Source organism: Spongiibacter sp. UBA1325 (assembly GCF_002306875.1).
Lineage (GTDB): Bacteria > Pseudomonadota > Gammaproteobacteria > Pseudomonadales > Spongiibacteraceae > Spongiibacter > Spongiibacter marinus.
On record NZ_DBTD01000002.1, the window covers coordinates 54,989 to 76,031 of the forward strand.

General features: G+C 55.9%; 18 protein-coding genes. 9 read left to right on the forward strand and 9 right to left on the reverse strand.

Features of this window, described 5'->3' with window-relative positions:
• Positions 1-52 precede the first annotated feature (52 nt).
• From pnp to B3K78_RS00820, 4 genes are all read left to right on the forward strand, one after another.
• Entirely contained in the window at positions 53-2,167 is a 2,115-nt protein-coding gene (gene pnp / locus B3K78_RS00805) for a polyribonucleotide nucleotidyltransferase (RefSeq protein ID WP_286693939.1), read from the forward strand.
• Between the two features lie 170 nt (positions 2,168-2,337).
• Complete coding sequence (locus B3K78_RS00810; RefSeq protein ID WP_027874144.1) at positions 2,338-2,820, forward strand: DUF3015 domain-containing protein; 483 nt, start codon at positions 2,338-2,340, stop codon at positions 2,818-2,820.
• A 67-nt stretch (positions 2,821-2,887) separates the two neighbouring features.
• Positions 2,888-4,735 (forward strand): Lnb N-terminal periplasmic domain-containing protein, encoded by a 1,848-nt coding sequence (locus tag B3K78_RS00815; protein ID WP_286693940.1) that lies wholly within the window; start codon positions 2,888-2,890, stop codon positions 4,733-4,735.
• Positions 4,717-5,553 carry an alpha/beta hydrolase gene (locus B3K78_RS00820; protein ID WP_286693941.1) on the forward strand — a complete coding sequence of 279 codons (837 nt, stop codon included), beginning with the start codon at positions 4,717-4,719 and terminating at the stop codon, positions 5,551-5,553. The genes B3K78_RS00815 and B3K78_RS00820 overlap by 19 nt, the downstream gene beginning before the upstream one ends.
• A gap of 20 nt (positions 5,554-5,573) precedes the next feature.
• Here the strand turns inward: B3K78_RS00820 and B3K78_RS00825 are convergent, their stop codons facing one another.
• The gene (locus B3K78_RS00825) at positions 5,574-6,056 is read right to left on the reverse strand and encodes an FKBP-type peptidyl-prolyl cis-trans isomerase (RefSeq protein WP_286693942.1); all 483 of its coding nucleotides are present in this window, start codon (positions 6,054-6,056) and stop codon (positions 5,574-5,576) included.
• A 106-nt stretch (positions 6,057-6,162) separates the two neighbouring features.
• On the opposite strand from B3K78_RS00825, the gene B3K78_RS00830 reads away from it, so the two are divergent.
• Positions 6,163-6,339 carry a hypothetical protein gene (locus tag B3K78_RS00830; RefSeq protein ID WP_286693943.1) on the forward strand — a complete coding sequence of 59 codons (177 nt, stop codon included), beginning with the start codon at positions 6,163-6,165 and terminating at the stop codon, positions 6,337-6,339.
• 11 nt (positions 6,340-6,350) lie between these two features.
• Here the strand turns inward: B3K78_RS00830 and B3K78_RS00835 are convergent, their stop codons facing one another.
• Positions 6,351-6,605: a hypothetical protein gene (locus B3K78_RS00835; RefSeq protein WP_027874141.1), complete on the reverse strand. Its 255-nt coding sequence runs from the start codon at positions 6,603-6,605 to the stop codon at positions 6,351-6,353.
• Between the two features lie 120 nt (positions 6,606-6,725).
• On the opposite strand from B3K78_RS00835, the gene parC reads away from it, so the two are divergent.
• On the forward strand, positions 6,726-8,987 hold the full coding sequence (gene parC, locus B3K78_RS00840) for a DNA topoisomerase IV subunit A (RefSeq protein ID WP_204996164.1): 2,262 nt from the start codon (positions 6,726-6,728) through the stop codon (positions 8,985-8,987).
• On the opposite strand, the gene B3K78_RS00845 is transcribed toward parC, so the two are convergent.
• Positions 8,971-10,179 carry a hypothetical protein gene (locus tag B3K78_RS00845; protein ID WP_204996165.1) on the reverse strand — a complete coding sequence of 403 codons (1,209 nt, stop codon included), beginning with the start codon at positions 10,177-10,179 and terminating at the stop codon, positions 8,971-8,973. The genes parC and B3K78_RS00845 overlap by 17 nt on opposite strands.
• Positions 10,180-10,358: 179 nt before the next feature.
• Here B3K78_RS00845 and serB point away from each other — a divergent pair, with 179 nt between their 5' ends.
• Entirely contained in the window at positions 10,359-11,600 is a 1,242-nt protein-coding gene (gene serB, locus B3K78_RS00850) for a phosphoserine phosphatase SerB (RefSeq protein ID WP_027874138.1), read from the forward strand.
• Here the strand turns inward: serB and B3K78_RS00855 are convergent.
• From B3K78_RS00855 to epmB, 3 genes are all read right to left on the reverse strand, one after another.
• Entirely contained in the window at positions 11,576-13,582 is a 2,007-nt protein-coding gene (locus B3K78_RS00855) for a sensor domain-containing phosphodiesterase (RefSeq protein WP_286693944.1), read from the reverse strand. The genes serB and B3K78_RS00855 overlap by 25 nt on opposite strands.
• Positions 13,583-13,616: 34 nt before the next feature.
• Positions 13,617-15,416 carry a cyclic-di-GMP receptor FimW-related protein gene (locus tag B3K78_RS00860; protein WP_286693945.1) on the reverse strand — a complete coding sequence of 600 codons (1,800 nt, stop codon included), beginning with the start codon at positions 15,414-15,416 and terminating at the stop codon, positions 13,617-13,619.
• 70 nt (positions 15,417-15,486) lie between these two features.
• On the reverse strand, positions 15,487-16,500 hold the full coding sequence (gene epmB, locus B3K78_RS00865) for an EF-P beta-lysylation protein EpmB (RefSeq protein WP_286693946.1): 1,014 nt from the start codon (positions 16,498-16,500) through the stop codon (positions 15,487-15,489).
• A gap of 46 nt (positions 16,501-16,546) precedes the next feature.
• Between epmB and efp the strand changes: the two genes are divergently transcribed.
• Positions 16,547-17,116, forward strand: coding sequence for an elongation factor P (gene efp, locus B3K78_RS00870; RefSeq protein ID WP_027874134.1), 570 nt, complete (start codon positions 16,547-16,549; stop codon positions 17,114-17,116).
• Entirely contained in the window at positions 17,117-18,076 is a 960-nt protein-coding gene (gene epmA / locus B3K78_RS00875; protein ID WP_286693947.1) for an EF-P lysine aminoacylase EpmA, read from the forward strand.
• Between the two features lie 56 nt (positions 18,077-18,132).
• Here epmA and asd read toward each other — a convergent pair whose 3' ends face one another.
• From asd to rsgA, 3 genes are all read right to left on the reverse strand, one after another.
• Positions 18,133-18,984 (reverse strand): archaetidylserine decarboxylase, encoded by an 852-nt coding sequence (gene asd / locus B3K78_RS00880; RefSeq protein ID WP_286693948.1) that lies wholly within the window; start codon positions 18,982-18,984, stop codon positions 18,133-18,135.
• Between the two features lie 38 nt (positions 18,985-19,022).
• The gene (locus B3K78_RS00885; RefSeq protein ID WP_286693949.1) at positions 19,023-19,847 is read right to left on the reverse strand and encodes a sulfurtransferase; all 825 of its coding nucleotides are present in this window, start codon (positions 19,845-19,847) and stop codon (positions 19,023-19,025) included.
• A gap of 91 nt (positions 19,848-19,938) precedes the next feature.
• The gene (gene rsgA, locus B3K78_RS00890; protein WP_204996171.1) at positions 19,939-20,949 is read right to left on the reverse strand and encodes a small ribosomal subunit biogenesis GTPase RsgA; all 1,011 of its coding nucleotides are present in this window, start codon (positions 20,947-20,949) and stop codon (positions 19,939-19,941) included.
• Between the last annotated feature and the right edge of the window lie 94 nt (positions 20,950-21,043).

Consider the following 21,043-nt stretch of genomic DNA (forward strand, 5'->3'; position numbering starts at 1 on the left):
CCGCAGGCCCCCTCATACTTTTTGTAACCCCTGTTTAGGGAGGAAATAATTCGTGAATCCCGTTTCTAAAACGTTCCAGTGGGGCGGTCAAACCGTTACATTGGAAACCGGCCGCGTTGCCCGTCAGGCAAGTGGCGCGGTGCTCGTCACCATCGAGCAAACTCAAGTTCTGTGTACCGTGGTTGCAGCAAAGACTGCCAAGCCCGGTCAGGACTTTTTCCCCTTGTCTGTGCATTACCAAGAGCGTGCTTACTCCGTCGGTAAAATCCCCGGTGGTTTCTTCAAGCGCGAAGGTCGTCCCTCTGAGAAAGAAACGCTGACGTCGCGTTTGATCGACCGTCCGATTCGTCCGTTATTCCCCAATGGGTTTAAAAATGAGGTGCAGGTTGTTTGTACCGTCATGTCGTCTGAGAAAGACGTTGACCCGGATATCGCGGCACTGATCGGTACGTCGGCCGCGCTGGCGGTATCGGGTGTTCCTTTTGCTGGCCCTATCGGTGCAGCTCGCGTGGGCTTCACCGCAGAAGATGGCTATATCCTCAACCCGAGCTACAGCCAGCTGAGCACAAGCCTGCTGGACATGGTTGTTGCGGGCACTGAAGACGCCGTTCTGATGGTTGAATCAGAAGCGCAAGAGCTGAGCGAAGATCAAATGCTGGGTGCGGTATTGTACGCCCACCAGGAAATGCAAGCCGCCGTTAAAGTGATTAAAGAGCTGGCCGCTGAAGCGGGCAAGCCCACTTGGGACTGGCAGCCTGAGCCCGAGAACACCGCGCTGATGGCCGCTGTTGCCGATGGCTTTAAAGGTGGTTTGGGTGAGGCCTACCGCATTACCGACAAAATGGAGCGCTACGCCAAAGTGGGCGAGCTGCGCGACCAAGCCGTTGAGCAGCTGGCTTCTGGTGATGACGCCGAGTTTGATGCTGAAGACGTGAAAGCAGTATTCGGTAAGCTGGAAAAGCAAATTGTTCGTCAGCGTATCCTCAATGGCGAGCCACGCATCGACGGTCGCGATGGCCGCACTGTGCGACCCATTAGCGTAGAAGTGGGCATGCTGAACAAGGCCCACGGTTCTGCCCTTTTCACTCGTGGTGAAACTCAGGCCATTGGTGTTGCGACGCTGGGTACCACTCGTGACGCACAGCTCATCGATGCCCTGGAAGGCGAGCGTAAAGACAACTTCATGCTGCACTACAACTTCCCTCCTTACTCGGTGGGCGAGTGTGGTCGCATGGGTGGCACAGGCCGCCGCGAAATCGGTCACGGCCGCTTGGCTCGTCGTGGTTTGGCTGCGGTATTGCCCACGGCTGAAGAATTCCCTTACACCATTCGCGTGGTGTCTGAAATTACTGAATCCAATGGTTCTAGCTCCATGGCCTCAGTGTGCGTTGGCAGCCTGTCTCTGATGGATGCCGGTGTGCCGCTGAAAGCGCCCGTTGCTGGTATTGCCATGGGTCTGGTTAAAGAAGGTGAGCGCTTCGCGGTACTGACCGATATCCTGGGTGATGAGGATCACCTCGGTGATATGGACTTTAAAGTTGCCGGTACAGCCGACGGTGTTACTGCATTGCAGATGGACATCAAGATCGAAGGCATCACGCAAAAGATCATGGAAGTCGCGCTGGAGCAAGCGCAACAAGCGCGCTTGCACATCTTGGGTCAGATGAATCAGGTGCTGTCGGTATCTCGCGACGGCGTGTCGGACAATGCCCCCAGCATGCACGTGATGAAGGTCGACTCTGACAAGATTCGCGACATTATCGGTAAAGGCGGCGCAACTATTCGCGGTATTTGCGAAGAGACTGAAGCGCAAATCGATATTGAAGATGATGGCACCGTGCGTGTTTACGGTTCTGACGCTGCATCTCGCGATGCTGCAGTGGAGCGCATTCTTGCTATTACTGCAGAGGCTGAAGTCGGTGAAACGTATGTTGGCACTGTCGCGCGTATCGTCGACTTCGGGGCCTTTGTTAATATCCTGCCCGGCAAGGATGGTCTGGTACATATCTCGCAAATCTCGGAAGAGCGTGTTGAGAATGTCAGCGACTACTTGAAAGAAGGTCAGGAAGTTAAAGTTAAAGTCCTGGATGTCGATCAGCGTGGTCGCATTAAACTTTCTATGAAAGAAGTTGAAGCAGAAGAGGCCGCCGCTCCCGAAGCGGAATAAGTGCTCTCGCTGTGAACGAAACCCCACCCCGGTGGGGTTTTTTTATGCGTGAGATAAAGTCATTTTTATATAGTGTGACATAGCAGAGATTGCCGCTAGACAAGCTTGAAAGCTGTGATAACCTCGACGTGCAGTTTGATGGAATGCAAACAACAACAAGAGGAAATCCTATGAAAAAAGTAATGATGGCAACGGCTTTTTTGGCGGCATCTAGTGCAAGTTTCGCTGTCGCGCCGGGTGGCCCAAATTGCGGTTGGGGGAATATGCTATTCTCAGGCCAGTCTGGACTGGCATCTCACTTCCTGGCTTCATGGACTAATGGTACCTCCGGTAATGCGACTTTCGGTATGACCTCTGGCACCAACGGTTGTTCAGCCGACGGCACGCTGACATATGGCGGTAAGTCGATGGTGAACGTCGGTCAGATCATGGACGAGTTTTCTGAAGACGTCGCTCGCGGCGAAGGTGAGGCCCTGACGGCTGTTGCTGTGTCTTTTGGCATTGCCGAGGAAGATCGCGCAGTATTTAAAACCACACTGCATAATAATTTCGACAGCCTGTTCCCCTCGGCTGACGTGAATGCGGAATCTGTGATGAATTCTATTGTGGAATTGATGAAGCAGGATAAGCAGCTGGCGAAGTACGTTTCCTAATTGCTTGGCATTAGCGTTACCTTAACGGCCCCGAGGGGCCGTTTTGTGTTTATGGAAGAAATAAAATATGAGAGCGAAGCTAAAACAAGCTCTGACTATATTGCTGGGTATGTGCGCCAGCTCAGCGTTGTTTGCGGCCACGATGGAGTCGCTGCAGGCGTATGCCGCGGAGCCACAGTGGCGCGCGTTGCTGCACTTCCCAAAGTCATCGACAGGCCCGAGCTATGTCGACGACCCGCGGTTTTTTCTGGCTGAGACTGGCCGGAGTAGTCCACTTGCAGAACTAACAGAAACGCTTGCGGCGTTTTCAGCGGAGCCGTCGTTGCGATGCCGCTATCCAGCGCGAGAGCAGTGGCTGGTCGAAAAAAAGCTGTTGGCACCGGCCGCTCAGCACTGCGACGAATATCGGCAATGGCGTGACAAGCTTAATGTGGACGCGGTTGTTTTAGTGCTCGCCTCAAGTTATTTGAACAGCCCCTCATCGATGTATGGACATACCTTTTTGCGATTGGACCCTGCGGGTGAGCGCGGCGACAGCGATTTCCTCTCGTATGCGTTAAATTTCGGCGCGAATATCCCCCCCGGTGAGAACGATTTGCTCTACGCCTACCGGGGCTTATTTGGTGGCTACCCAGGGCTGTTCAGCATGCAGCCCTACTATCAAAAGATTCAGGAATATACCCGCCTGGAAAATCGCGATATGTGGGAGTATCGGCTGACATTAGCGGATGAAGAAATAGAGCGTTTACTCAGTCATGTGTGGGAGTTGCGCAATGTTAACTTCGACTATTTTTTCTTTGACGAAAACTGTTCCTATCGCTTGTTGGAGCTATTGGAAGTTGCGCGTCCCGGCCTGGATCTAACGAGCCCCTTCGAATATGCCGCAATGCCAGTGGACACGGTGCGCGAAGTGGTTGACGCTGGATTGGTCGGTCAGATTGATTACCGGCCGTCAAAGCGGCTGGAGTTAGATACCTTAACGGCGGCTCTCAGTGCCGAGCAAAGAGTCTGGGTTCGGCAACTGGCCGACGGCGAAAGGGAAGACTTAGCGGATACCGGCTTGGATGCCGACGCTCAGCGAGCAACCTACCTGGCCGCTTATCGATACTTGCGTTATCGACTGAACACGGCTCCGCGAACCACTGAAATGGCGGCGCGGAGTCTTCGTTTACTCCGTGGTGCGCGTAAGCCTGGGGGCTTTAGCGCGCCGGTAGTCAGCACGCCGCCGCGACCGGAGCGTGGGCACAGAACGTCAATGTTCGGCTTGGGCGTGGGTTACCGAGAATTTTCCGAGCAGGGGCCTGCGGGAAACGAGGCGTTGGAGTATGTCGATCTGAATTGGCGGATTAGTTATCACGATGCCCTGGATGCTATGGCGGGCTATCCTGAGGGAGCCAGCTTGGTAATGGGCAACTTGGCGTTGCGGTGGCAGGATCAGGAAGGCGTGCGCTTGCAACGCTTCGACCTCGTCGATATCCGTTCCTTGTCTCCTCGGGGAGAGTTCTTTTCACCGATCAGCTGGCAGGTTCAGCTGGGGTTGGAGCGCTTGGATGATGCCCCCAGTCAGCCGCTTGTTGCGCAGATTAATGCCAGCGGCGGCGGGACCTGGCCAGTGATGAAAGGCGTGGCCTACCTGATGCCGGCATTGCGTTTTGAATATAACGCGGATTTTCGCGAGGACTGGCGGTTGGCGCCTGGCATCAATATTGGCCAGCTTTGGCAAGGAGCCAAGTATTCCGCCGAGATAGCAGGCCAGTGGCAGGACTTCTCCGGCGCCGGAGAAAGGAAGGTCCTTAAACTCAGCGGGAATTATGCATGGTCTGCCGATAGCAGTTTGCGCTTGAGTATCGACTATCGAGACCAGCCTTGGGGGCATTCTCACGGAGTAGCGCTATCATGGCGTCAGCATTTTTAGGCCGTGCGGCGGCGTTGTGTCTCGCCGTTGTTTTATTAAGTGGCTGCGAGGCGCTGTTATTTTTTCCTCAGCAGCAGTTGCTGCGCACGCCGGAAGATGTCGGCCTTGTGTATCAGGATGTGCGAATCCCTGTCGGAAATACAGCGCTCCACGGCTGGTGGCTGCCAGCTGAGCAGCCCCGCGCAACGCTGTTATTCAGCCACGGTAATGCCGAGAATATCAGCACCCACTTGGCGAGTGTGTATTGGTTGCCGAAAGAGGGCGTCAATGTTCTGTTAATTGACTATCGCGGCTTCGGTAAATCCGAGGGGGTGCCCAGTGTGGCGGCGGCGGTAGAAGATGTACGCGCAAGCTGGCAGTGGTTGTTGGCTGAGCAGGGGGATTGGCCCTTGTTTGGACTGGGGCAGAGCTTAGGGGCAAGCCTGATGGCTGCCGCGACTGCGCGAGAGGCCGAGGCGCTTACGGGGCATATTGCCGGGCTGGTGCTCGATGCCGGCTTTACTCGCTATTCTGCTGTGGCGAGAGAGCAGGCTGCTAAGAGCCCCCTTACCTGGTTGTTGCAGTGGCCGGTTGGCTGGGCCATGCCATCGGGTTTTGATCCCATCGATGCCCTGTTATCGCTACCGTCAGCGCCGGTGCTGATTATTCACGGCCGACGCGACCCGGTGATTGCTCTGCATCATGCGCAGCAGTTACATGAACAAGCCAAACCGCCAAAGTCACTTTACGTATACGACGGCGGTCACATTGAAAGTTTTCATCGCGCTGCCACGCGGCAGCGCCTTCTGGATTTTATTGATGAGAGCGTAGGGCGCTAAGCTGCGCGGAACCGACGCCGTCAGTGTTGGTGTCCGCCCTCACCATGAGCGTGACCGTGCTCACGCTCCTCCGCGGTGGCGGCGCGCACTGAGTCGATATGAATGGTAAAGGTAAGGGTTTTACCCGCCAGTGGGTGGTTGGTGTCCACGTCGACGGAGAATTTGCCCACCTTTACTACGGTAGCGCTACGGCTGCCCTGGTCAGTATTGAAACGCACGATTTGGCCCGCACGTAATTTACCTTCGTGCTTCAAATACTTGGCAGGAATGCGTTGCTGTTTACCCTCTTGCACTACGCCGTAGGCTTGCTCGGGCGGAAGTGTGATTTCAAAGTCATCGCCGGCTTGGCGTTTGCTGAAGGCTTTTTCCAGGCCGGGAATAATATTGTTCGCACCGTGTAAATAGAGGGTTGGCGTCTCGCCAAAATTACTTTCCAATACACTGCCGCTGCTGTCGCGCAGTTCATAGTGGAAGGCCACCACACAATTAGTATCGATTTCCATACATCCCCCTGCAATCATCAATGCCACGGCTCGCTAGAGCATTTGCCGCGTATAATAAGTGCTGATGAGGGCTTAGGGTAGAAAAACAAGAAAGGAGTTCGAGAATATGGGAGAGGTCGTTAAATTTGCGCCACGCAAGCCGCGCAAACAAAGCAGCCTGTGCCGGGAAGGCCACCATAAGTGGAAGGTGGGAAAGCGTACGCAGTTTGATGTAAAGCAGGGACGGTTGGTGAGTGTTTATAAGTGTGAGCGCTGTGGGTTGACGAAAACCCGCGCCGACTAAGCGGCGTGAGTTTAGTGTGCGAGTTCTTCGTCTAGCTCGGCGCTGATCAGTGCCAACCAGTTTTGGGCTTCGTCATGGCCTTCCACCGCTTTCACCACGCATGCGATCCCTAGCAGGTGCTCCATGAGGAGTTTTCGCATTGGAACGTTGTTCTCTGAGGCTTGTTCCTGTAGAAACAAGAACGCCTGTGCGCTAATGTCGTCGATCTGCATCTGCTGAGTGTTTTCTCGATACTCTGACAGCGTGACTACTTTTGACATTGCCATTTCGCAATCCTCTTGTGACATGGCAAAAGTATATGACGGCACCGCGGTGTAAGCGCTTCGTAATTACACGTATGGGGCATTCTGCGGGAATGCTGAACATTTGAGGAACTGGCTAAATCTATGTCTGACAATATCGTGATCGGCGCCGATGGCGTTGAGCAGATCCCATTAAAATCTTATACCGAGAAGGCGTATTTGGATTACTCCATGTACGTAATTCTTGATCGCGCGCTGCCGAATATTGCCGATGGCTTAAAGCCTGTTCAGCGCCGAATTGTCTATGCGATGAGTGAGCTGGGATTAAAGGCCAGCGCAAAATACAAGAAGTCGGCGCGCACCGTTGGCGATGTTATCGGTAAATTCCACCCCCATGGCGATAGTGCGGTCTATGAGGCCATGGTGCTCATGTCTCAGGACTTCTCTTACCGTTATCCGCTGATTGACGGTCAGGGGAACTGGGGTTCTCCCGATGACCCCAAATCGTTTGCGGCGATGCGCTATACCGAATCCAAGTTAACGCGCTACGCCGAAGTCATGCTGAGCGAGTTGGGGCAGGGCACAGTAGATTGGGTGCCGAATTTTGACGGCGCGCTTGATGAGCCTGCCATGCTGCCCGCACGGGTGCCCAATATTTTGCTGAACGGTACCACCGGTATCGCGGTGGGAATGGCCACCGACATCCCCCCTCACAATCTTCGGGAAGTGGTGAGTGCCTGCATTCATCTACTCGATGCGCCCAAGGCCACCGTTGCCGAACTCTGTGAGCACGTGAAGGGCCCGGATTTTCCTACCGATGCCGAGCTGATTACCCCCGCTGACGAAATTCGAAAAATCTATGAGACCGGGCGCGGCTCCTTGAGAATGCGGGCGGTGTGGCAGGAGGAGCACGACGACATCGTTATTACGGCGTTGCCTCACCAGACCTCAGGCTCCAAGGTGTTGGAGCAAATTGCCCAACAAATGCAGGCCAAGAAATTGCCAATGGTGGTCGACTTGCGCGATGAGTCCGATCACGAAAATCCGACTCGGCTGGTGATCGTGCCGCGCTCTAACCGAGTGAATACCGAAGCGCTAATGAACCATCTGTTCGCCACCACGGACCTGGAGCGCAGTTATCGGGTCAACATGAATATGATCGGCATTGATGGCCGGCCGCAGGTAAAGAGCCTGGATCGTATTCTCGGAGAGTGGCTGGAATTTCGGACTAATACCACTCGCCGGCGTTTGGAATTCCGTCTCGATAAAGTTCTCAAGCGTTTGCATATTCTCGATGGTTTATTGGTCGCGTTCCTCAATATCGATGAGGTCATTGCCATTATCCGTGAAGAGGATAAACCGAAGCCTGTGCTTATGGAGCGCTTCGGTTTAAGTGACACGCAAGCCGAAGCCATCCTAGAGCTGAAACTGCGTCATTTGGCCAAGCTCGAGGAGATGAAAATTCGCGGCGAGCAGGAAGAGCTGTCGGCCGAGCGGGACCAGCTCGAGCAGACGCTTGGCTCCACCCGTCGAATGAAAACGCTGGTGCGCAAAGAGCTATTGGCCGCGGCAGAAGAATATGGCGACGAGCGCCGTTCACCGCTGGTGGCGCGTAACGAGGCGAAGGCCTTTGCGGAAGAGGATATCGTCTCCGCTGATCCAGTAACCATTGTTTTGTCGGAAATGGGTTGGATTCGCGCGGCCAAAGGCCACGATATTGACCCTGTTGCTCTTAGCTATAAGTCGGGCGACCGTTTCAATTTGGCGGCGAGGGGGCGCAGTAACCAGTCCGTATTGATCTTGGACAGCACCGGGCGCAGTTACAGCGTCGCCGCTCACACACTGCCATCGGCTCGAGGACAGGGGGAGCCCCTGACTGGGCGTATTAACCCGCCGTCGGGCGTGAGCTTTTGCGGAATGATGATGGGGGGCGATGACAGCTATTACCTGTTGGCCTCCGATGCGGGTTACGGCTTCGTTGCCAAGCTGGGGGATTTACACAGTAAAAACAAAGCCGGTAAAGCGACCCTGACCCTGCCTAAGGGTGGTCAGGTGATGTCGCCGGTTGCGGTTGCCGGGCTTGAAGAGCATTTTGTCGTGGTGATCAGTAGCGAGGGCCGTATGTTGGTTTTCCCCGTCACTGATTTGCCGATTATGGCGCGTGGCAAAGGCAACAAGCTGATTGGCATTCCCGGCGCTCGCGTCGCCAGCCGAGAAGAGTATGTGGTGGCAACGGTGGTAATGGGCAGTCGCGACAGCATTAAGGTGCTCTCTGGCAAGCGCCACCTGTCTTTAAAACTCTCGGAATTGGAGCACTATTTGGGTGAGCGCGGTCGCCGTGGCCACAAATTGCCGCGTGGCTTCCAGAAAGTTGATGGCGTTGAGCTGATTAGTGCTGAGCAGTAGCGCCGCCATTGGGGCGACGCTGCAGTTGCTCCAGGTCGAGCGACTTCAGCTGGCTGTGCTGGCGCTCCAGTAACTCATTGTAGGGCGACTTGAGGCTTCCCACGCGGTTGCCTCGACAGCTTGCCCAGGCATCGAGGCGCTCGTGGTTGCAGCAGTTGTTGTCCAGCCAGATCCCTTCGCCTTCGGCGGTGGTGATATGCAGCCGGTCAATAGCCGCACATTCGTCAGCCTGGCAGTGCCAGTCACTGCCCTCGCTGCAGACGCGGGCGATACCCGGGCGAATTTTTAAACTGCGGTCCAGCTTGTGGAGTAGCTCTGCGGCGCACAATGCGCGAAACAGTGGGGCGTCGCAGCCGTCCAATTGGAAGAAGCGCAGCGTGACGGCGTTGTGCCGAGTCAGTATGAGTTCGCCGTGGTAGAGGCGAGCAATGGCCTCGCTGCGGGCAAACGCCGTCTGCAGCTGCTGCTCAAAGCGTTCCGCGGTCATTTTTTCTTTCAGGTCGTCATAGGCCTGCCAATGGCAGTGCAGTATGTAGTAGTCGCGGTAACGTTTTTCACCGGCCTGCATCAGCCGAATCTGGGGATTATGTATTTCATTTAGCAGCTCGCCGAGTGCATCTTGGCCGGGGTAGAGGCTCTCATCGTCTTTGATCGGTTGGGCAAGGCGCGCGCGGGCCCTATCCAAATGGCGCTCGATGCCGAGCATGGGTACGGCGATCAGCGCATAGCTCAAGCAGCAGAGGATGGCGGTGAGCAATAACAGCGTTTTACCGAGATCGCGTATTTCATTGCCAATTAGCTCGCTGCTCAACGACAGTTTGACTTGCCCGAGACGCCCGTCTGCAGCGACGGCTGACTGGTAGTTCAGGTGGTCGTCCCGCCAGGTTCCGGCTTCCGCGACGGCTTCGCCGCGCGCATTTTGAATGCTGCCGTACACGATGAGCGGGCTTTCGATATAGTCCTGCAATATGGCCTGCAGGCTGACACGGTCATTGCGCAACAGCGCTTGCTGGCTCTGGGAGGCAAGTTGGTTGGTCCACTGCTGGCCGATCAAGCGGGTGGTTTCTAGCAGGATCTGCTTGCTGGCGGTCATGCTGGTAATTAGCAGGGTAAGGCCGGCAATACCGCATATCAGCGCAGCGATAAGGCCGCATTTCGACGCTAGGGGTAGGCGCAGAAGCTGTTTTAGCATGTTTGTTTATCCGCTGAGAGAGTGGTTGCCTGGCAGGAGTATAACAAGGCTGTTAGCCGGTAAAGTGCATTTTCCTCAGATCTCGTGCAAAAGCGCTGGCAGAAAGTCACCTCAGCTGTCAGCAGTGCTTGGGCAGGCGCGGCACTCCCGCTACAATAGCGCCAAACCAAGGGGGCAGTGTGAACGAAATTATCATGATCAATATTGCTGGTGACGACCGTCCCGGCGTAACCAGTTCCATTACCGGTATTCTGGCTGACCACGATGTGGCGGTGTTGGATATTGGTCAGGCAGTGATCCACGACACGCTGTCACTGGGCCTGCTGGTGTCCCTGCCCTCGGGAACGGAAGCGGCGAGTATTCTCAAGGATGTATTATTCCGCTGCCATGAAATGGGGCTGCAAGTGCGATTCTTGCCAGTGAGTGCCGACAGTTATCAGCAGTGGGTAGCCGGGCAGGGCAAGCAGCGCCACATTGTGACCTTGCTGGCGCGTAAAATCAGCGCCCAGCATATCGCCCACGTCACTGAGATCGTTTCACGCTATGGTTTGAATATCGACCGCATTGACCGCTTGTCTGGACGGGTGCCGCTGGAGGGTGTGGACGAGCAGTCGAAGGCGTCGGTGGAGCTCTCTGTGCGAGGCAATTTGGCTGATGCATCCGATTTTCGCGGCGAGCTACTTACGCTCGCCAGCGAGATGGATATTGATATCGCCTACCAGGAAGACAGCATGTTCCGCCGCACGCGTCGCCTGGTCGCCTTTGATATGGATTCGACGCTGATCGAAGCTGAGGTGATTGATGAGCTGGCCAGCGCAGCCGGCGTTGGTGAAAAAGTGGCGGAGATCACCGAGCGCGCGATGCGCGGAGAGATCGATTTTAAAGAAAGCTTTGCTGCCCGGGTCGCGCTTTTGAAAGGCTTGGATGAATCGGTGTTGGAGGGTATTGCCGAGAGTTTACCAATCACCGAGGGTGCCGAACGTCTGGTATCCACCTTGAAGAAACTGGGCTATAAAACCGCCATTTTGTCCGGTGGTTTTACCTACTTCGGTCACTACCTACAAAAGCGTCTTGGCATTGACTATGTCTATGCCAACGAGCTGGCAATTGAAGAGGGGCGTGTTACCGGCGAGGTCAGCGGGGTAGTGGTTGATGGCCAACGCAAGGCCGAACTGCTGCGCGAAATTGCCCAGCGAGAAGGTATCGACATGGAGCAGGTGATCGCGGTGGGGGACGGTGCCAATGACCTGCCCATGCTGAGCATTGCGGGCCTGGGGATCGCATTCCGCGCCAAGCCGATTGTGCGCGAGAACGCTAAACAGTCGATTTCTACCCTCGGCTTAGACAGCATATTGTACCTGCTGGGAATCAGTGACCGCCTAAGCAGCCCTTCCGCTCAACCGAAGGCAGCAAATTCGTAAGACATCTCCGTGGATGGGTCTTGCACATAACTGCCCTGAATAAAGTCAGGGCCGAGTTGCCACAGCACGGCCAGGCTGGCGGCACTGCTGACGTTGGGAATCAGTACGCGGCTATTCAGTTGGCGACCACCCTGGATGATCTCTCTGATTTCATCGGCGCTCAGGCTGTCGGTTTTACGCACGCCGGGTTTAATCAGCGCGGGCTTAATGTGTTCCAGGAATTTATTGCCGTCTTGGCTGCGGCCGAAGTTGCGCACGGCTAGCCCAATTCCCAGCGACTCCAACTGGCGACAGCAATCCAGAGCAGGCTTCAGCGAGCTGGCAATGCTCTCTTCGCTAAACTGCAGTATCAGCGCACTACCGGGAAGGCCGGCGGCTTTCATGGCGACGCTCAGCCATGAGCAAAACTCGCTATCGTGAAAGACATTGCCGCTGAGGTTGATGGTTAATTTTGTATCCTCGCCAGCGGCGCGCTTTTTCGCCAAGACCTTGGTTGTTTCAACCACAATCCATCGATCGAGCTTATTGTTGTTCGGCTCTTTCTCTACAACGCGCAGCATTTCCCCTGCGGTCACTTCGCCTTCTTGCCAATCTCTAATATCCAGCGAGGCTTCGTAGTAATCCCCCTCGGCATCGCTGAGATTAATAATGGGTTGAAACAGAATTTGCAGGCGCTGGTCGGCGAAAGCCTCTTCAATAAGTGTGCTTATCTCATCACTGCGCTGCAGCTGCTGGCGGTCGCGGTGATAAATTTCGGCAGCGTTACCACCGTTGGCCGCGATGCTTTGCACCGTCTCAAAACACTGGTCAAGCAACGTCGCAGCGTGGGGCGTGGTGAGGTGATTAATGGGCATAATCGCTGCGCTAAAGTGACATTGCAGCGACTGTTTTTTTACCTCAATAATCTCAGACTCGATGGCCTTTAGTGCTTCTTGGCTGGTTTCTAAGGCCCGTTGACTGGGAACATGGTGGGCGATCACTGCGAACAGATCGTCGGCGATGCGACCGTAGTACTGCGCCGGGATTAATGCTTGAAGACGCTCGCTCAAGGCCTGAATTAGTGTTTCGGTATTGTGCAGATTTAAGTCGCGCCGGAACTTGTCGAAGTTATCGAGTTGCAGCACGATGAGTGAGCTATTGCTGTTTCGCTGCGCGTCGACGAAGTCTTGCAGTAGTTGTGCAAAGTGCTTGCGATTTGCCAGCCCGGTTGTCGCGTCGAGGTGGCCGGTGGCGGCGCCGCTGCCAGCTTCGTGCAGGGTTAGCTGTACACAGGCCTCACCGTCGTAGCTGGCGTTATTGCAGGTGACCGAGCTTTTTAGCTCTTGCTCGTCGCTACTTAAAAAACTAATTTCCAGCGTGCTGCCGTCACTGTTGCCTGGCTGCTTTTTTAGGGCGTTTTTAAAGCGATCTTGATCTTTGTTGCAAATCAAATCGACGATAGGAAAACCGTCCAGGTCGTCGTGGCCGACTTGCTGACAGAACAGCGCATTGGCATAAATAATCATGCCGTCAGTGATATAGCAAACCGCATCTTGGTGCGAATCCAGTAGCAGTGCATTGCGTTGCTGCTCTTCAAGCAACGCCGCTTTGGTGGCATCGAGCTCTCTGCGGCTTGCCAGTGCTTCAAGTTCTCGCTGCGCAAAAAACAGCAGGCGCGCGCGGTTTTGGTTGCTCAACACCAAACTGACTGAAGTGTCGGGCAGTGGGATGTTTTCGTCGTCACTGAGGTAGATAAATGGCAGATCGACGTTGGCGTGTCTGAGTATCTGGCCGCACTGCGCAATCGATAATTTGGAGTGCACGGCATCGAAGAATGCTAAGTCCCAGTGGCTATCACTGAGTTGCTCCTGCAGCTCTTTGCCGTCGTTAATCAGCTTGCTATGGGCGACCTTGCCGGCGCGGCGAAATGTGCTGATGATGTCTTCAGCATTGTCGTCATTGAAGCCGATAAGCAGCAATTTTATCGCGGAGGTGCGGGCCATAATTCCTCAACATTGACGTCGCCGGGTACGGCGCTTACAAAATATCCCAGAGCTTGTTGAAGTCGCCTTCATTGTCATCGTCGTCATCGCGTTTTGCCACAATACGGTCGACACTGCTTGTTTGTTGCCGGTTGGTGTCTGTGTACGCGAACAGCTTGTATGCCGTTGAGCTGTCGACGATCTCATCGAGTTTTATACGCATAACGTGGCCGGGGCGAATCAGTTCTACCGTCTGCCCCGTTGCGAAGCCAGTGATGTTGGTTAGCATCACCAGGGGGCCGCTGTCCCGACCGGGAATGAGCAGGGCTCGCTGGAAATCTCCTGAAGCCAGGCCAGATTGCATCGCTCTGGCACTGTAGGCCGTTGCCGCGCTCGCAATCACTTCAACGCCCATTTGATGGCTTTCGTCGCTTCTGAGCCAGCGAACAACGGCTATTCGCCAGTTTTCATAGTCGTCAGTTTTTACACCGATAACTTCTCCAGTACGAATCCGGGTCTCAATAGTATCCGGCCACTCAATACGGTATCCGGAGGTGCTGCTGTCCATTAGGCGAGCGCGCTGGTAGTGATAGTGGCTCTCGCTCTTGCCGGTGCCATTTTGGGTCTGGGGCAAGGTATAGGAAATGTCTTCGACCGCGGCCCGCTCGCTGCGCCCCTCGTGCCAGTGGTCATTGATATCGTAGTCGCGCGTGTCGCGGCCGCCGCTGCCTGCCCACGGGTCGGAGTTTTGGGGTTTGTTGTTGTACGGGTCTGCTCTCGAACTGGCGTCACTGCCCTCAAGCTCGAACAGCTCAAAGTCTGACTGATTTGCCGCGAAGTAGTGGGTTGGGTTCATTCCCACGGTAATGAGCGCCGTCTCATCGCAGGGAATACGCTCTGCGGCTCGCAGGGTCGCGGCGCTCCAGGCCATGCTCAACTGGCTGAGCACGTGCTCAGGTAGCTTAAATTCAACGCTGAGTTTGCTGCCAGGGATTTTGCTGAGCAACTTGGCGCTGCCGCCTTGCAGGGCGGAGGTGTCGATGCCCAGCCAACCGGGGCTGGGCGCTTTGTCGGCCAGCTCGCGATAGACCGGGGGAGCGTCTTGCTCGGGGTCGAGTAAGAAAACGCAGCTTTCAAGGCGTTTACTGCGCAGTTCAATCTCGCTGCTCCAGTATCGCAAGCCGAAAAAGACTTGTTCGATATAGCGCTGGGAAAGCTGCGAGCAGCGGCTGCAGGCCAAAATGAGTGGTCGTAAATAGGCCTGCTCGACGGTGCCGCCGCCTTGGCTGCGATCATCAATGCGCTGCTTGGTGAGCTTTTGCAGTTGTGCGCTGTGGTAGATGTGGTGGAGGTTTTGCCAAAACCGCCGTGGTGGTGTGCGGTATAGCTGGTAGCTGCGAACCAACACACAGCTGTACTCGGTTAACGCGCGATGCAGGCAGGTTGCCAGCGTCTCTTTAGGTTTGAGCAGTCTGGATTCAAGTTCCAAATTTACAAAGGCTTGGCAGTAGCCGAGTGCCAGCAAGGTATTTAGCGTGTCTGCCAACTGAACGATTTTTTCAGACTTCTCGGGCAGAACAATGGGCTTGTTTAAATAGTGTTGCGAGAGGCCGCGGGTAATGTAATGCACATGGGGGCGAATTTTTTCGAGCACTTCAAAGCGGTCACGACCCTTGCAGCGAACATGGCTGAGCTCACTCAGCGCTTGATACAAACGGCGAGTGGTTTCGCCAAGGTTGGCGCGCGGCAGAGTCTCCAGCCACTTTCCGGCTGCCGATGCCGTCAGGCTGAAGAGGCTGTGTTGGTGCCGGTTAATTTCCGGCAGCGGTACCAGCAGGCTTGGTGTGCTGTTCATGGCATTCCGTTATCAATCGCGATACATCACTTCTGCGATGGTAAATAAGTATATGTTTTTACGCGTTTAATTAGCGTAGCGCAAGTGGCGTCTTGCTGCGCTGGCCGGGCTCCTCGCGAACCAGTCGCGGCACTAAGTAGCCGGGCAGCGAGGCCAGTAACTGCCGCATAATTTGTTGCGCTTTGGCATCGTCAACGTGAAAGTGTCCTGCGCCGTTAACCTTGTCCAACACATGCAGATAGTAGGGGAGAACCCCGCAGTCGAACAATTGTTTGCTCAGGCTAGTCAGTGTTTTTGCGCAGTCGTTCACTCCTTTAAGCAGCACGCTCTGGTTGAGAAGCGTGAATCCGGCCCGCTTTAATTCTAGCAGTGCGGTGACAGTGTCGCTGTCGACCTCATTGGGATGATTGGCGTGCACAACGATGACGGTGTGTAATTGCGGCCGCGTCAGGGCATCAATCAGCCCGTGGGTTATTCTCGCTGGTAAAACCAGTGGCAGGCGTGTGTGCAGCCGCAGGGTATTGATTTGTGGCAGGGCCGCCAGGCGGTCAACAAGCTGGTGAAGGTAGTCATCCGGCGCCGACAGGGGGTCGCCGCCGCTTAGAATAACTTCATTTATCTCCGGGTGGGCGCTGATATAGTCCAGCGCCGCGCGCCAGTCGTCCTGACTTGCGCGATTGTCGTTGTAGGGAAAGGCGCGGCGAAAGCAGTAGCGACAGTGAACGGCGCAGGCGGGGGTGGTCACCATCAGGACGCGGCCGCGGTATTTGTGGATAAGCCCGGGTACTGGATTGCTGGCCGCTTCCTGTAAGGGGTCATTGCTGTAGCCGGGCTGCTCATTCAGCTCTTGTGCTTGTGGCAATATTTGCAGCAGCAGAGGGTCGTTCCAGTCGCCTGGCTGCATTTTTGCGACAAAGGCCTCGGTGACGCGCAATGGAAAGTCGGCAAGCGCAGTCTGAATATCCGGGCGGTCACCGGGATCGAGCGCTAACCGCTGCCAGAGCTGTTCCGGGCTGCGGATCATGTCGCGGTACTGCTGTTGCCAATCTGTAGTCTGCCAATGTGGCGCGTTAAGAGGTATCATGTCGCCCTTTTAAAAATACGCTAAAGCCCAGTCGCTGAGGATAATCATGGCCAGCTATTCTACCAATGAATTTCGCTCTGGATTGAAAGTGATGCTCGACGGTGAGCCCTGTTCAATTCTAGACAATGAATTTGTAAAACCCGGAAAGGGGCAGGCGTTCAACCGCGTGAAGCTGCGCAACCTTAACACCGGACGGGTGTGGGAGCGTACGTTTAAATCGGGTGAGTCCCTTGAGGGCGCCGACGTGATGGATCATGAAATGGAATACCTCTACAGCGATGGTGAGTTTTTCCACTTTATGGACCCCACCAATTTCGAGCAGGTACAAGCCGATGAGAAGGCTGTTGGGGATGCCGCTCAATGGTTGAAAGAGCAGGACGTTTGCACCGTGACTCTGTACAACGGCGCGCCCCTGTCGGTGACTCCGCCAAACTTCGTGGAGTTGGAAATTGTCGAAACCGATCCCGGCCTGAAAGGCGATACCGCGCAGGGTGGTACCAAGCCGGCCCACCTGAGCACCGGAGCCGTGGTGAAGGTTCCGCTGTTCATTAGCCAGGGTGAAGTGATTCGCGTTGACACCCGCAGCGGTGAATACGTTAGCCGGGTGAAAAGCTAATTGAGAGACTGGCGCCCCAGTGCGTCGATGGTGGCCCTGCGCAGCAGGGCCGCGCTATACGCCGCGCTACGCACCCGCTTTGCCGAGCGCGGGGTGATGGAAGTTGAAACGCCACTGCTGGCCTCTTCGCCGGTAACCGACCCCCATATTGACGCCATTGCCACAGCAAATCCGCTGTCGGGCGACCATCCTTTCTACTTACAGACCTCCCCCGAATATGCTATGAAGCGTCTGCTCGCTGCTGGCAGCGGCGCGATTTTTCAAATCTGTAAGGCGTTTCGTGGCAGCGAGCATGGCGCTCGTCACAACCCTGAGTTCACGATGCTCGAGTGGTACGAGCCGGGTGTAGCGCTCGAATCACTGATGGATGAGGTCGCTGCGGTTATTCGCTTGGCCGTTGGCGATAAAGCCGTGGAGCACATGACTTACCGGTCGGCGTTCTTAAGCGCGGTAGGCCTGGACCCGCATACCGCCAGCCTCGATGCGTTGCGAGACTGTGCCTCACAGCATATGGATATCAACTTCGAGAGCGATGAGCGTGATACCTGGCTGCAGTTGATTATGTCGGCGGTTGTCGAGCCGAGCTTTGACGGCGAGGCTATTACCTTCGTGGTGGATTTTCCCGAGTCGCAAGCCGCACTGGCCAATATCGCCATTGATGCTCAGGGGCAATCGGTAGCGCGGCGCTTTGAGGCGTTCTGTGGCGGTTTAGAGTTGGCGAATGGTTACGACGAGTTGCGCGACGCCGGTGAGTTGCTGCGGCGCATACGTCGCGATCACCAGCAGCGTAAGGCAAGCGGTCAAACATTGCCGCCGATTGACCGCAACCTGCTGTCGGCGATGCAGGCCGGTTTGCCCGAATGTTGTGGTGTTGCCGTGGGGCTGGACCGCTTATTAATGCTGGCGACAAGCAGCTCGCGCATCGACGAGGTTGTGGCTTTTCCGCTGGACCGGGTGTGATCCAGCGGGGCTTTACACGGGCGCGAAAGCCGACTCGTTGGTTGGGGGCGGGTTTTCTAGCGTCGACGCGCCAGGGCCTCGCCAAGTCGCGTGGGGGTTAGGGCTTCATACTGCTCCAGCCAATCCACTTGGTCTTTGCCGAATAGCAAAATCACCGTTGACCCCAGTTTAAAGCGCCCCATTTCTTCGCCTTTTTGCAGTACGGGTGCGGCTTCAGTTTCCTGGTACTGGCGGGTGGTAATTTCCCGTGGAGGGGGGGCAACCTGGCCCGCCCCTACCGTCTCAATGCCCGCGACAATCATGGCGCCCACCAAAATCATTGCCATAGGGCCGGCCTCGGTATCAAAAATACACACCGCCCGCTCGTTACGAGCAAACAGGCTGCGCACGTTTTCAGCGGTAGTGGTGTTTACTGAAAACAGCTTGCCGGGGATGTAAGTCATGCTGCGCAGGGTGCCGGTGATCGGCATGTGAACACGGTGGTAGTCGCGGGGAGACAGATAAATAGTTGCAAAGCTACCATCGCGAAAGGTTTCGCTGAGCGCCTCGTCGCCACCGAGCAGGGTATTCAGGCTGTAGTCCTGGCCCTTGGCCTGAAAAATACGGCCGTCGTGAATGCGACCTAACTGGCTGATGGCACCGTCCGCTGGGCAGCACAGGGTTTCCGCTTTGTCGTCGATTGGGCGCGCGCCATCGCGCAGCGCGCGGGTAAAAAAGTCATTGAAGTTGGCGTAGTCCTGCGGGCTGTCCGCCGCGGCTTCCTCCATGTTGACCTTGTACTGCCGGATGAATTGGCTGATCAAGATGTTTTTTAGCCAAGGGCTGCGACACTCCGCCAGCCGCCCGACAAGGCGCGACAATAAATGCTGGGGAAGCAGGTGTTGCAGAATAATAAAAACAGTGTTCACGATGTCGCCTCTACATTGGCAGTGTATAAAAGAATGTTCTAGGGAGCGTCGCCGGTGTTGATTGGCGTGTCGTCGCGATTACCCCACTCTCCCCACGAGCCGTCATAGGCCTTGATATGGGGGTAGCCAAGTATCTTCATCAATAGATAGCTCAGGCCCGAGCGGTGATGGGTTTGGCAGTGGGTGATAACGGTGCGGTCACGGGTAATGCCCAGTGACTGCAACTGGGCTTCCAGTTCGCCAAGGTCTTTCAGGCGGAAGTCATTGTCTTTGTCCATGAGTGCCAGCCAGTCTAGGTTGACGGCACCGGGAATGTGGCCGCCCCGCGCAGCCAGTACTTTTTCACCGCGATACTCCTCGGCGCTGCGAGCATCCCATATGGCGAGCTGGCTATTGCCAAGAAGGTTGATAAAGCCTTCGATCTCCGCGATTGGCGTGCTGTCAATATGGATGCTGATGTCGCTGCTGGGCACGTCGTGTTCGCCGTTTTCGGTTGGGTGGCCACCGGCTAGCCAGGCGTGCAAACCGCCATTGAGGTAGGAGTAGTTGTGATGGCCAATAGCATCCAGGGTCCAGATCAGGCGTCCAGCCCAGCCGCCGCCTTCGTCGTCGTAGGCAACAACATGGTGTTCGGGGCGGAGCCCGATGCGCGAGAACAGCGCCTGTAGGTCCGCTTCGCGGGGAATTTTACCGACGGCCGGCTTTTCGCCGCGCTGTAGTTCCGAGGGGGCAATATGCACGGCGCCGGGGATATGGTGGCGGAGGTAGTTGTCGCGGCTACTGGTATCAACAATCAGCAAATCTGGCTGGTCAAGCGCGGATACAAGCGCTTCGGTCTCAATAAGTAGTGGTAAGTCACTCATAGCGTTCCCTCCTGTTTCGGCGGATTGTAACAGCTAGCGCGGCGGTGCTGCGATGCCTCTGTCGCAGCAGTTCCTGAGCTCGCCGCTGCCGTTAATCGCCGCTTATGCTGGCAATAATTTGTTGGTAGCTGGCGAAGCGCTGCGCAGTGATGTCACCGCCCTCGACAGCCTCGCGAAGCGCGCAGCCCGGTTCCTGTTGGTGCTGGCAATCTCGAAAACGGCACAGGCCGATAAACGGCCGGAATTCTTTAAACCCTTGCAGAACCTGCTCTGGCTCAAGGTTCCACAGCGCAAACTCACGAATTCCCGGTGAGTCGATCAAGCTGCCGCCGCCGGGAAAGTGGTAAAGCCGCGCGGTTGTGGTGGTGTGGCGCCCCTTGGCTGTGGCCTCTGAGAGTGCGCCGACTCGGCTGTCAGTGCCGGGTAATAAGGCGTTGACGAGCGAGGATTTGCCGACACCAGACTGGCCGACAAAGGCACTGATATGGCCGTCCAGCAGCGCTTTTAAGTCGCTGAGGCCGCCTTCACTGGCGCAGGACGCGGTGAGCACGTCGTAGCCGATGTCGCGATAGCGCTGCACCATGTTGAGTAAGCTGGCGTTGCCCTCCGGGTCGATGAGGTCTGACTTATTAAGCAGCAGTACCGGCGTAATATCACTGTGTTCTGCCGCGACAAGGTAGCGATCGATCAGATTGGCGTGGGCCAGCGGCTCGGGCGCAATTACGATAACAATACGGTCAATATTGGCGGCGACAGGCTTTAAACGATTGAAGTTGTCGGGCCGGGACAGTAGTGACCGGCGAGGTTCGCGAGCAACCACCACGCCAGTGGGCTTGCCCGGCCGCCAGATGACCTGGTCACCAGTGACCAAACCGTCGATGTTGCTGCGGACGTGACAGCGCTGCTGTTCGCCGGTTTGTCCTTCAACATCCAGCTGTTGGCCGAAGTGACTGACAACAATGCCGGTTTGTTCGTCACCCAGCTCGCCCTCGCTCAACGCTGCCTCAGTATCGGCGGCCCTGCGGCGTGCGCGTTCGCTGCGTTCAGATTGAATTTTTTCTATGCGCCATCTCTGCTGGCGGCTTATTCGGCGTTTACTCATGCCCGACCCTGCGTGAACAGCGCTCATATTAACGTATGAGCTGGTACAATCCAGCAGATACTGCCCGGTAAGGGAGATTTCTGTTCTGTGGAGG